The sequence below is a fragment of the Pseudomonas sp. Choline-02u-1 genome, from assembly GCF_002836515.1.
In the GTDB taxonomy this organism is placed as follows: Bacteria; Pseudomonadota; Gammaproteobacteria; order Pseudomonadales; family Pseudomonadaceae; genus Aquipseudomonas.
On record NZ_PJBC01000062.1, the window covers coordinates 135,105 to 147,215 of the forward strand.

The 12,111-nt window shown below is 63.1% G+C and carries 8 protein-coding genes; 7 read left to right on the forward strand and 1 reads right to left on the reverse strand.

Going from position 1 to position 12,111, the window contains the following annotated elements:
• The first annotated feature begins 132 nt into the window (after positions 1–132).
• The 3 genes from CXF97_RS19750 to CXF97_RS19760 are packed head-to-tail and all read left to right on the forward strand — an operon-like array spanning position 133 to position 4,669.
• Positions 133–1,296: an efflux RND transporter periplasmic adaptor subunit gene (locus CXF97_RS19750; protein WP_101160081.1), complete on the forward strand. Its 1,164-nt coding sequence runs from the start codon at positions 133–135 to the stop codon at positions 1,294–1,296.
• The gene (locus CXF97_RS19755) at positions 1,297–3,267 is read left to right on the forward strand and encodes a MacB family efflux pump subunit (protein ID WP_101160084.1); all 1,971 of its coding nucleotides are present in this window, start codon (positions 1,297–1,299) and stop codon (positions 3,265–3,267) included.
• Positions 3,268–3,274: 7 nt separating this feature from the next.
• On the forward strand, positions 3,275–4,669 hold the full coding sequence (locus CXF97_RS19760; RefSeq protein ID WP_101160087.1) for an efflux transporter outer membrane subunit: 1,395 nt from the start codon (positions 3,275–3,277) through the stop codon (positions 4,667–4,669).
• A 198-nt stretch (positions 4,670–4,867) separates the two neighbouring features.
• Here the strand turns inward: CXF97_RS19760 and CXF97_RS19765 are convergent, their stop codons facing one another.
• Positions 4,868–6,493 carry a PvdJ/PvdD/PvdP-like protein gene (locus CXF97_RS19765; RefSeq protein ID WP_101160090.1) on the reverse strand — a complete coding sequence of 542 codons (1,626 nt, stop codon included), beginning with the start codon at positions 6,491–6,493 and terminating at the stop codon, positions 4,868–4,870.
• Between the two features lie 207 nt (positions 6,494–6,700).
• Here CXF97_RS19765 and pvdM point away from each other — a divergent pair, with 207 nt between their 5' ends.
• The 4 genes from pvdM (at position 6,701) to CXF97_RS19785 (ending at position 12,031) form a co-directional block, all read left to right on the forward strand.
• Complete coding sequence (pvdM, locus tag CXF97_RS19770; protein WP_101160093.1) at positions 6,701–8,065, forward strand: pyoverdine-tailoring dipeptidase-like protein PvdM; 1,365 nt, start codon at positions 6,701–6,703, stop codon at positions 8,063–8,065.
• Positions 8,062–9,348, forward strand: a complete 1,287-nt coding sequence (locus CXF97_RS19775; RefSeq protein ID WP_101160096.1) for an aminotransferase class V-fold PLP-dependent enzyme — start codon at positions 8,062–8,064, stop codon at positions 9,346–9,348. Before pvdM ends, CXF97_RS19775 begins: the two co-directional genes overlap by 4 nt.
• Positions 9,349–9,384: 36 nt before the next feature.
• Complete coding sequence (locus CXF97_RS19780; protein ID WP_101160098.1) at positions 9,385–10,272, forward strand: formylglycine-generating enzyme family protein; 888 nt, start codon at positions 9,385–9,387, stop codon at positions 10,270–10,272.
• A 109-nt stretch (positions 10,273–10,381) separates the two neighbouring features.
• Positions 10,382–12,031: a cyclic peptide export ABC transporter gene (locus CXF97_RS19785; protein WP_101160101.1), complete on the forward strand. Its 1,650-nt coding sequence runs from the start codon at positions 10,382–10,384 to the stop codon at positions 12,029–12,031.
• The last annotated feature ends 80 nt before the right edge of the window (positions 12,032–12,111 follow it).

Below are 12,111 nucleotides of genomic sequence, written 5' to 3' on the forward strand. Positions count from 1 at the left end.
AATAGTGGTGGCCCGGCGTGCAACAGCTCGATGTGTGTGCGGCTAAATTCCGTGGCGCATGCCTCGTTTACAGGACAGCCCCTGTGTCTGTCGTGCCTTGCGACGGGCCGCAACCACTGGCCGGAACCCTGCATGAATCGTCCCCGCCCCGCCCGTCGCGCGCTGTTCGCCGCCCTTTGTCTGATTCCCGTGATCGCTGTTGCTGCCTGGCAAGTGTTGCCACCGGGTCGCGACGCCGTTGCCACTGTGCAGGTCAGCCGCGGCGATATCGAAAACAGCGTGACAGCACTCGGCACCTTGCAGCCGCGCCGCTATGTGGATGTCGGCGCACAGGCTTCGGGGCAGATTCAGAAGATTCACGTCGAGGCCGGCGATACGGTCAAGGAAGGCCAGTTGCTGGTGGAAATCGACCCGTCGACACAGAAAGCCAAGCTCGATGCCGGGCGCTTTTCCATCGAAAACCTCAAGGCGCAGTTGCAGGAGCAACGTGCCCAGCACGATCTGGCGCAGCAGAAATACCAGCGCCAGCAGAAACTCGCCGCCGGTGGCGCCACCCGCGAAGAAGACGTGCAGACCGCCCGCGCCGAGGTTCGCGCAACCCAAGCGCGCATCGACATGTTCCAGGCGCAGATCCGTCAGGCCCAGGCCAGCCTGCGCAGCGACGAAGCGGAGCTCGGTTACACGCGCATCTATGCGTCAATGAGCGGGACCGTGGTCGCCGTCGGTGCGCGCGAAGGCCAGACCCTCAACGCGCAACAACAGACCCCGCTGATCCTGCGCATTGCCCGGCTGTCGCCGATGACGGTGTGGGCCGAGGTTTCAGAGGCCGACATCGGCCACGTCAAACCCGGCATGACTGCCTACTTCACCACCCTCAGCGGCGGCACCCGGCGCTGGAGCAGCACCGTGCGGCAGATTTTGCCGGTGCCGCCGCGCCCGCTCGAGCAAAATCAGGGCGGCAGTCCCACCGGTGGTCGCAGCGGCAGCGAACGGGTGGTGTTGTACACCGTGCTGCTTGATGTCGATAACGCCGATCACAGCCTGATGACCGACATGACCGCCCAGGTGTTCTTCGTCGCCGAACAGGCGCAAGACACCCTGACCGTGCCGACTGCTGCCCTGCAACCGGGCTCGCGTCCGCAGTGGCAGCGGGCGCAGATCGTCGCCGCCAACGGTGATATTCAGGCGCGGGACGTACGCACCGGTATCAGCGACCGCCTGCGCACCCAGGTGCTGGAAGGTCTGGCCGAGGGCGAGCATATTCTCAGCGCGCCGGCCAGCGGTCACGGAGGCTGAATGCACACGCCCCTGATCGACCTGCGGCAGATCCGCAAAGCCTACGGCGGTGATGACAGCCCGCTGGTGGAAGTGCTGCGCGGGATCGATCTGTCGATCCACGCCGGCGAGTTCGTCGCCATCGTCGGCGCCTCCGGTTCGGGCAAATCGACGCTGATGAACATTCTTGGTTGCCTCGACCGCCCCACCAGCGGCGAGTATCTGTTCGCCGGGGAAAATGTCGCGCAGCTGGACAGCGATGAATTGGCCTGGCTGCGCCGCGAAGCGTTCGGTTTTGTCTTTCAGGGCTACCACCTGATCCCCTCCGGCTCAGCCCAGGAAAATGTCGAGATGCCGGCCATCTACGCCGGCACCCCGGCCGCCGAGCGGCATGCCCGCGCCTTGGCGCTGCTGCAACGTCTTGGGCTCGGCACTCGCACCGGCAACCGTCCGCATCAACTTTCCGGCGGTCAGCAACAGCGGGTGTCGATTGCCCGCGCGCTGATGAACGGCGGCCACATCATCCTCGCCGACGAACCCACCGGCGCCCTCGACAGCCACAGCGGCGCCGAGGTCATGACCCTGCTTGACGAACTCGCCGATCAGGGCCACGTGGTGATCCTCATCACCCACGACCGGGAAGTGGCGCAGCGAGCCAAACGCATCATCGAAATCCGCGACGGTCTGATCATCAGTGACAGCGCCGAGCAGGCCTGCGCGCCGCCTGTGGTCAATCCCGGCGCGTTGCAAGCGGTTGATCTGCGCCAGCGCCTGAACAACGGCAGCAGCCAGACCGGCGCCTGGAAAGGTGAATTGATCGACGCCGTGCAAGCGGCGTGGCGAGTGATGTGGATCAACCGCTTCCGCACGGCGCTGACGCTGCTGGGCATCATCATTGGCGTGGCGTCAGTGGTGGTCATGCTCGCCGTCGGCGAAGGCAGCAAGCGTCAGGTCATGGCGCAAATGGGCGCGTTCGGTTCCAACATCATCTACCTCAGCGGCTCGGCGCCGAACCCGCGTACGCCGGAGGGCATCATCACCCTCGACGACGTTGCCGAACTGTCCGCCCTGCCCCAGGTGGAACGGATCATGCCGGTCAACGGCTCGACCGCCGGTGTGCGGTTTGGCAACGCCGACCACAGCAGTTACGTCGGCGGCAACGACACCAACTTCCCCGTGATCTTCAATTGGCCGGTGACCCAGGGCAGCTACTTCACCCAGGCCGACGAGGACAGCGCCGCCGCTGTCGCGGTAATCGGCACCAAGGTTCGCGACAAATTGCTCAAGGATGTCGCCGACCCGATCGGTCAATACATCCTCATCGAAAACGTGCCGTTCCAGATCCTTGGCGTGCTCGCCGAAAAAGGCGCCAGCTCCGGCGACTCCGACAGCGACAACCGCATCGCCGTGCCCTATTCGGCGGCGAGCATGCGCCTGTTCGGCAGTCGCAACCCGCAATACGTGGTGATCGCGGCCAAGGATGCGCGCAAGGTCAAGGACGCCGAACAGGCCATCGAACAGGCAATGCTGCGTCGGCACCACGGCAAGAAGGATTTCGAGCTGACCAACAATGCCGCGATGATCCAGGCCGAAGCGCGCACGCAAGGCACGCTGTCGCTGATGCTGGGGGCGATTGCGGCGATTTCCCTGCTGGTCGGCGGTATCGGCGTGATGAACATCATGCTCATGACCGTGCGTGAGCGCACCCGCGAGATCGGTATTCGCATGGCCACCGGCGCACGGCAGCGCGACATCCTGCGCCAGTTTCTCACTGAAGCGCTGATGCTGTCGGTGGTCGGCGGTATCGCCGGAATCGGCCTGGCGCTGCTGGTTGGCGGCGTGTTGTTGCTCAGCGGCGTGGCGATCGCCTTTCAAGCGCTGGCAGTGGTCGGCGCGTTTGCCTGTGCGCTGGTCACCGGTGTCATTTTCGGCTTCATGCCGGCCCGCAAAGCTGCCCGGCTCGACCCGGTCACGGCCCTTACCAGTGAATGATCGATCTATGAAAGTGCGACTGACATTTCTCGCCGCCAGCCTGTTGCTGGCGGCCTGCAGCAGCCCGACGCCGCGCCTCGACAGCGGCGTGCAGGCGCCGCGCGCGTGGCAGTCAGCCGACAGCCACGGCGCGCTGCACAGCAATCGGCAATGGTGGACGCAATTCGGCAGCCCCGAGCTGGAGCGGCTGGTGGAACAGGCGCGGCTGGGCAGCTACGACCTCGCCGCCGCCGTGGCGCGGGTCAGACAGGCCGAGGCCAGCGCAACCATCGCCGGCGCCCCGCTGCTGCCCGAACTCAAGGCCGGGCTGAATGCCAACCGGCAGAAACTGATCCACGGCAAGGGCTACAGCCAATTGGATGTCAGCCCGGAGAATCGCTCGCTGGACTATTACGATGCCGAGCTCAGCGCCAGCTACGAAGTCGATTTCTGGGGCGGTAAGCGTGCCGCCCGCGACAGTGCCGTGTTCGGCGTGCAGGCCAGCGAGTTCGACCGCGCCACCGTCGAGCTGACCTTGCTCAGCGGCGTCGCCAACAGTTACACCCAAGCCCTGGCCTTGAGAGAACAGGCGCGCATTGCCGAACTCAATCTGGCCAATGCGCAGAATGTGCTGCACCTGGTGCAGACCCGTTTCGACGCCGGCAGCGCCACCGCGCTGGAACTGGCCCAGCAGAAAAGCTTGGTAGCCGAACAACAGCGTCGCCTGCCACTGGTGCAACAACAGGCGCGTGAAGCACTGATCAGCCTCGCCGCGCTGCTCGGCCAACCGGTGCAAGCGTTACCACTGCCCGAGCAATCCTTCGCCCAATTGCACTGGCCGGACATCGCCAGTGGCGTGCCGAGCGACTTGCTCAGCCGTCGTCCGGACATCGCCAGTGCCGAGGCCAAACTGGCGGCGGCCCAGGCTGATGTCACCGTCGCCCGCGCGGCGATGCTGCCGAAGATCACCCTGACCGCCAGCCTCGGCAGCGGCGCCGACCTCGCCGCCGACCTGCTGCGCACGACGTTCTACAACCTGTCGTCGGGGCTGACCGCGCCGATTTTCAACAATGGTCGCCTCAGCGCCGAACGCGACAAGGCCAAGGCTCGTCAGGACGAACTGCTGGAGACCTATCGCGGCGCGATTATCAACGGCTTCGCCGACGTCGAAAAAGCCCTCAGCAGCATTCGCGGCCTCGACGAACAACGGCAATGGCAAAGCGAAGAACTGCACCAGGCACAAACCGCCTTCGACATCGCCCAGAGCCGCTACCAGGCCGGCGCCGAAGACCTGCTCACCGTGCTGCAAACCCAGCGCACCCTGTATGCGGCGCAAGACCTGAACGTGCAACTGCGCCTGTCGCGGTTGCAGGCGAGCATTGCCTTGTACAAAGCCTTGGGCGGTGGCTGGGAGGCGATCTGACGGAGATGCGTCGACTGGACTGGCGTCTTCGCGAGCAAGCCCGCTCCCACGATGGAACTGCGCACAGATCACAATTTACGGCACAACATAGCCCCCCCCTGTAGGAGCTGCCGAAGGCTGCGATCTTTTGATCTTGCTTTTCTGTAGGAGTGAGCCTGCAAGGGATTGCGACCAAGTCAGAGTGTGTGTTGAAGCAATCTAAAGCTGCCGGCCCTTGACCTTCAGATGCCGCGCATACCACGGGCGCTGTGGCACCTTGCGGAACAGCTCGGTCATGTTGTCTTCGTCGCCGAAGGTGATGCGTAGGGCCAGTTTCATGTTTTCCGGGTCCATCTCCACTGAGCGGCCGACTTGCAGGCCGGGCACGGTGCTGCAGCCGTGGGTGTCGGGGCCGAGCCAGGGGTCGGCGACTTCCACCCAGCGTCCCGGTGCAAACCATGGCACGCCGTTGACTTCCAGACGGCTCACTTCGCCCGGATGAAAACGTTCATGGGCGCGGAACCAGTCTTCCAGGCGATCATCGATCCAGCCGTGAAAGCGCCAGAACACCGGGTTCACATGGGAGGAAAACGGATCACCGAGAAAGTCGTTTTCCGGCGCATACCAGCGCGCGGCGAAGTCTGCCTGATCGCGCGCCATCGGCACCGGAATGTCGTTGGACGGGTCACGCGCCACCGAAGCCCAGCGCATGTGCAGCCAGTCGTGCAGGCCCAGTTCGACTTCCGAACCGAACTGGCCAAGGGTCAATTTCGATAAGTAGCGCGGGTCACGGTACTGCGATTCCCATACCAGGAAATTGCTCTGGAAGGTCTCCGCCGCTTTGATGTCGCTGACCCACTTGGTGTACTCGTCATCGCCCTCGGCCAGCCAGGTCGGCGGCAGGGAATTGCCGTCGTGATTGTCGAAATAGCGGGCGAAGCCCTGTCGGTCCCGCTCCAGCTCAGGCTGCGGCTGCGGGAACGCCGGCCAGGAAGGCAAATCCTGCATCGAGCGGGCGATGCCGAGCATGTGCCGGTGCATAAAGAAAAAATCCACGCCCGAGCCATTGCGATCCTTGCTTGGCCCACGGGCATCGCGCTCCTTGTCACGTGGCCCGGGCTGCCAGCCGATGCCGCGCAAGGCTTCGCGTTTTTTCTCCGAGAGCTTGTGCCACTTGTCGCGGGTGGCGTGCCAGAGCTGGTGGAACAACCGATGCTCGGGCGCCACCAGCCAGGCCAACAGTTGCGGATTAAGCCCGGTGCGTTCACGGGCCTCGGGAAAACGCCGCTTGATAGCGATGAACTGATTGTCCTGCTCGGGCAACGCCAACGGCCGGTCCAGACGCAGCACTTGCCCGGTGAACGTGGCGCTGCCGGCATTGCCGAACGCCGCCCAGACTTCATCCAGTTTGACTTTGAATTCATACACCGGCGGCGCAAGTGGCGCATCGGTGCGCAGCAGGCGCCAATACATCTCGGCGCCGTTGCCCGGTGCCAGATCGCCAATGACTTGATAACGCACAGGCCCTTCGGCACGCAGATTCGCGCCGGTGTCGAGATAACCACGCAAGCCGCGCCCACGATGGGCAATGTCTAGAAACAGCTCCAGGCCTTGCGCCGGCAGACCATCAAGCCCTGCCGCCGCACCGGTAAAGCGAATGTCCCAGACCCCACGCAAATTGTCCGCCAGCTGTTGCCCGGCGGTGTCCGCCAGATCGACCGTGGCCTCGCCCGGGGTGATCGGAAACTCCTCGCGAGTCAGTTCACGATGTGCATAAAAAGCGGCAGGCAGCGCGGCGCCCGTGAGTGCCATGCCCGCCATGAACCAGCGTCGAGAGATCGTCATTGCCCTACCTGTGTCAGCCATGAAGCAGGCTTTATCCAAGCTAGAACGTTTGCTCGCCGCGGAAATTTACGCCGCCGGCAATCATCACCCGCGCCGCTGCCGGGCATTTGTAATGCGCGCCTAAATTAGCCCTGCGGCCACTCGTTCTTCCCAGATAGCAAAGGCCCCTGCGCCTGTACCTTGACGGCGAACCTGAATGAGATGGCAATGACAAAACCGCGTTGGAAAAAGGCTCTATTCATCGGCCTGCCACTGGCCCTGGCGATCAGTGCCGGCGCAGGATTTCTGGCCTGGGATTACCTGAACAACCCCGGCTACCCGGTGAAGGTGATGAAACAGGCGAGCGAGTTGCAGGATCGCCTGCTGTCGTTCGACAGCCACATCACCGTGCCGCTGAGTTTCGGCAGCCACGATCACGAAGCCGACAAGGATGGCTCGGGCCAGTTCGACCTGGTCAAGGCCAATCGCGGACGCTTGTCCGGCGCAGCATTGACGGTGTTCGGCTGGCCGGAAATGTGGAACGGCCCGAACGCCCCTCACCGTCCGACCGAGGGTTTTGTCGAAGAGGCGCGCAACCAGCAGGAAGTGCGCTACAAGATCATTTCCGGGATTGTCCGCGACTTTCCCAATCAGGCCGGCATCGCCTACACACCGGATGATTTCCGCCGTCTGCACGGCGAAGGCAAGTTTGCGATTTTCATCAGCATGCTCAACGCCTACCCGCTGGGCAATGATCTGAGCAAGCTCGACCTGTGGGCCGGGCGCGGCATGCGCATGTTCGGTTTCAGTTACATCGGCAACAACAGCTGGGCCGACTCGTCGCGGCCGCTGCCGTTTTTCAATGATTCGCCCGACGCCCTTGATGGTCTCTCGGATATCGGCAAACAAGCGGTGCAGCGCTTGAACGATCTGGGCGTGATCATCGACGTGTCGCAGATGTCGACCAAAGCCCTCGAGCAAGTCGCCGAACTGAGCCGCACACCGCTGGTGGCCTCGCATTCGGCGCCCCGGGCGGCGGTGGATATCCCGCGCAACCTCAGCGACAAAGAACTGCAACTGATCAAGAACAGTGGCGGCGTGGTGCAAGTGGTCGCTTTCTCGCAGTACCTCAAACCCCTGACTCAGGGCACGCAGGACAAACTCAATGCGCTGCGTGCGCGCTTCGATCTGCCGCCACTGCCCAACCTCGCCATGGCGCTGATGCCCGGTGATCCGATCATCACCGCCTGGTCGGAACAGAAGCTCGGCCAGTACGCCAGCGGCCTCTACGCGATCCTTGAAGAAGAACCGAAAGCCACCCTCAAGGACTTTGGCGACGCCATCGATTACACGGTACGCAAGATCGGTATCGACCACGTCGGCATCGCCTCGGACTTCAACGACGGCGGCGGCATCAAAGGCTGGGAAAACGTCGGCGAGATCCGCAACGTCACCGCCGAACTGCTGCAGCGCGGCTACTCCGAAGCGGACATCGCCAAGCTCTGGGGCGGCAACTTCATGCGCGTCTGGGATCAGGTACAAAAAGCCGCGAAACCGGCGCTGGCGTCGCGTCAGGAGGTGGCGCGACCATGACCGATCGTCGCACTTTTCTGAAACAGGCCGGCCTGCTCGCCGCCGCCCTGCCCCTGGGCGCCAGCCTGACAGCACCGGCGGCCATCGCTGCCGCGCCGACTGCGTCGCGGAACAAATGGGCGCAGTTACGTCAGTTGTTCGATCAGGATCCCCAAGCCATCCACTTCGCCAATTTCCTCGTCACCTCGCACCCCAAACCGGTGCGCGAAGCCATCGAGCGCCATCGCGCGGCGCTGGATCTGAATCCGGGTCTGGCGATGGATTGGGATCTGGGCGTCACCGAGAAGCGTGAAGAAAACGTGCGCCATTGGGCCGGCCAGTATCTGCAAGCCAAACCGGCGCAAATCGCCCTGACCGGCAGTACCACCGAAGGCCTGGCGATGATCTACGGCAGCGTGCAGGTGCGCGCGGATCAGGAAATCCTCACCACGGTTCACGAGCATTACTCGACGCGCAATATTCTCGATTTCCGCAGCCGTCGCGATGGCACGCGCGTGCGCAAACTCACCCTTTTCGAAACTCCACAGAGCATTTCGCTGGATCAGGTGCTCGACACGATCAATCGCAATATCCGCCCCGAGACCCGCGTGCTGGGCATGACCTGGGTGCATTCCGGCAGCGGCGTGAAGCTGCCGATCAGCGAAATATCGCAACTGGTCGATGAGCACAACCGCCAGCGCGACGACCAGGATCGGCTGATCTACGTGGTCGATGGCGTGCACGGTTTCGGTGTCGACGACCTGAATTTCCCGCAGATGAACTGCGATTTTTTCATCGCCGGCACGCACAAGTGGATGTTCGGCCCGCGCGGCACCGGCATCGTTTGCAGCCGCACCGAAGAATTGAAATACGTCAGCCCCAGCGTGCCGACCTTCTCCGAGGCCACGGCGTTCTCGACCATCATGACCCCGGGCGGCTACCACGCCTTCGAGCATCGCTGGGCGCTGGACGAAGCCTTCAAGTTGCACCTGCGACTGGGCAAGGCCGAGGTGCAGACGCGTATTCATCAGCTCAACAGCTACCTCAAGCAACGCTTGCAGGAGCACCGCAACATCGAGTTGGTGACCCCGCTCGACTCGCAGTTCTCCGCCGGTTTCACCTTCTTCCGGATCAAGGGCCAGGACAGCGACGAGGTTGCCGCTTATCTCATGCAAAACCGGGTGATCTGCGACGCGGTCAGCCGCGATGTCGGGCCGGTGATCCGCACCGCGCCGGGCTTGCTCAACAGCGAAGCCGAAGTGGATCGCTTCATGGACATCCTCGGCAAAAAGCTGCGTGCCTGACCCTCGACTGCCGTTTTCCTTTCAAAGAGACGACCCATGAAAAAGCCTCACGCGTCACTCCTCTCCAAAGCCCTGCCCGCACTGGCGCTAAGCGCCCTCTGCGCTGCGCTGTTGCCCGGCAGCGCGCAGGCGTCGACCGCGCCCGCTGCGGGCAAAGTGTTCAAGGACTGCAAGGACTGCCCGGAAATGGTCGTGCTGCCAACCGGCAGCTACACCATGGGCACGCCGGATGATGAAGTCGGCCGCCAACCCGACGAAGGCCCGCTGCACACCGTGACGTTCAGCAAACCGTTCGCTATCAGCCGCTCGCAGGTGCTGGTGGGCGAATGGGACGCCTACGTGCGCGAGACCGGCAACAAACCCTACGACTTCGATGATCGCCCGGGCCGTCGTTGCACCGCCGGCAAACCGGAATTCAAACAGACGCCACGCGATCCGGCGGTGTGCATGAACGTCGCCGAAGCCCAGGGCTACATCGACTGGCTGTCGAAAAAGACCGGGCACGCCTATCGCCTGCAAAGCGAATCGATCCGCGAATACGCCGCCCGGGGCGGCAGCACCGGGCCTTTCCCGTTCCCGTTCGATGAGGGCAAGGATTACCAGATTTCCAGGCACGCCAACACTTACGGCGCGGCCGATGGCTACAACTTCACCTCGCCGGCCGGCACCTTCCCGGCCAATGCGTTTGGCGTGTTCGACGCCCACGGCAACGTCTACGAATGGACCGCCGATTGCTACCACCCGGACTACTCCGGCGTGCCCGCCGACGGTCGCCCATGGACCCAGGAAAACTGCGAACGCCAGGTCATGCGCGGCAACGACTGGGGCGAAGCGCCGATCTTCTCGCGCTCGGGCAACCGCAACAGCAGCTGGCCGACCAGCAAGGGCGACTGGCTGGGCTTTCGCGTAGTACGCGACCTCTGACACTGCCCTCGACGAGCGCAGCCACGCCTGCGCTCGGTTAAAGAAACTCCGCGACCATTCGTTTTCCTTAAGTACCGGCACTCCCTCCGCATCGAAGCAGGAATCCTCCATGACCAAGCCTACGCGTGGGGCGATCAACGAATTGTTCGCCCTGCTCAAGCCCTTCCGCCTGATCGTCTCGGCGTCCATCGTGCTCGGCATGCTCGGCGGCCTGAGCGTCACCGTGCTGCTGGCGACCATCAACAACGCCCTGCATTCCGATGACGGCCTGACCCGCACGGTGGTGATGATCTTCGCCGGCCTCTGTGCCCTGGCCCTGCTGACCACGATCCTGTCGGACATCGGCACCAACTACGTCGGCCAGCACATCATCGCCAAACTGCGCAAAGAGCTGGGGGAGAAAGTCCTGTCGGCGCCGATCGACCAGATCGAACGCTATCGCAGCCATCGCCTGATTCCGGTGCTGACCCACGATGTCGACACCATCAGCGACTTCGCCTTCGCCTTCGCGCCGCTGGCAATTTCCATGACCGTGACCCTCGGCTGCCTCGGCTATCTGGCAATGCTGTCGTGGCCGATGTTCCTGATGATGCTGGTGGCCATCGCCATCGGCACCACTATCCAGGCGATTGCACGGGCCAAGGGCATGCGCGGCTTTTACGCCGCCCGCGACTCTGAAGACGAATTGCAAAAGCACTACAACGCGATCGCCGAAGGTGCCAAGGAACTGCGTATCCACCGCCCGCGCCGTCAGCGCATGTTCGTCGCCGGCATTCAGAAAACCGCCGAGAAAATCTGCGACACACAGATAAAATCGATCAACACCTTTGTCATCGCCAAGTCGTTTGGTTCGATGCTGTTTTTCGTGGTCATTGGCATGGCCCTGGCCCTGCAATCGCTGTGGCCGAGTGCCGACAAAGCGGTGATGAGCGGTTTCGTTCTGGTGCTGCTGTACATGAAGGGGCCGCTGGAACACCTGATCAGCACCTTGCCAATCATCAGCCGTGCGCAGATTGCCTTCCGCCGCATCGCCGAACTCAGCGAACAGTTCTCCTCGCCGGAACCGCACCTGCTGCTGCAGGACCAGGGCAGCAAGCCGGCCGCCGTCAACAGGCTGGAACTGCGCAACGTGCGCTACGCCTTCCCGGCCGTGGAAGGCAGCGAACCCTTCCGTCTCGGGCCGGTGAACCTGCGCATCGAACAGGGCGACATCGTGTTCATCGTCGGTGAAAACGGCTGCGGCAAAACCACGCTGATCAAATTGCTCCTGGGCCTGTACGCGCCGACCGAGGGCGAAATCTGCGTCAACGACAAGCCGATCACTGCGGTCAACCGCGACGATTACCGCCAGAACTTCACCACGATCTTCGCCGACTACTACCTGTTCGATGACCTGATTCAGGGCGACCGTGAGGTGCCGCAGGACGCTACGCGCTACCTCGAACGTCTGGAGATCGCGCACAAGGTCAGCGTGCGCGACGGCGCGTTCAGCACCACCGACCTGTCCACCGGCCAGCGCAAACGCCTGGCACTGGTCAATGCCTGGCTCGAAGAGCGGCCGGTGCTGGTGTTCGATGAATGGGCGGCGGATCAGGACCCGACCTTCCGGCGGATCTTCTATACCGAGCTGCTGCCCGACCTCAAGCGTCTGGGCAAAACCATCATCGTGATTTCACACGACGACCGTTACTTCGACGTCGCCGATCAGCTCGTGCGCATGGAGGCCGGCAAGGTCAGAAGCGAACTGCAACCCGCTTGATCGAGGCAGCCGTGGCCAGGCCGGAGAAAAAACTTTTCCGGTTTGCCGCGGCTTCCTCGTCTTAATGAGATGAATAAGAA

Excerpts from the sequence above, each read along its gene's own strand:
- CXF97_RS19750 (WP_101160081.1), top strand. The coding sequence starts at position 133 with ATGAATCGTCCCCGCCCCGCCCGTCGCGCGCTGTTCGCCGCCCTTTGT.
- CXF97_RS19755 (WP_101160084.1), top strand. The coding sequence starts at position 1,297 with ATGCACACGCCCCTGATCGACCTGCGGCAGATCCGCAAAGCCTACGGC.
- CXF97_RS19760 (WP_101160087.1), top strand. The coding sequence starts at position 3,275 with ATGAAAGTGCGACTGACATTTCTCGCCGCCAGCCTGTTGCTGGCGGCC.
- CXF97_RS19765 (WP_101160090.1), bottom strand. The coding sequence starts at position 6,493 with ATGACGATCTCTCGACGCTGGTTCATGGCGGGCATGGCACTCACGGGC.
- pvdM (WP_101160093.1), top strand. The coding sequence starts at position 6,701 with ATGACAAAACCGCGTTGGAAAAAGGCTCTATTCATCGGCCTGCCACTG.
- CXF97_RS19775 (WP_101160096.1), top strand. The coding sequence starts at position 8,062 with ATGACCGATCGTCGCACTTTTCTGAAACAGGCCGGCCTGCTCGCCGCC.
- CXF97_RS19780 (WP_101160098.1), top strand. The coding sequence starts at position 9,385 with ATGAAAAAGCCTCACGCGTCACTCCTCTCCAAAGCCCTGCCCGCACTG.
- CXF97_RS19785 (WP_101160101.1), top strand. The coding sequence starts at position 10,382 with ATGACCAAGCCTACGCGTGGGGCGATCAACGAATTGTTCGCCCTGCTC.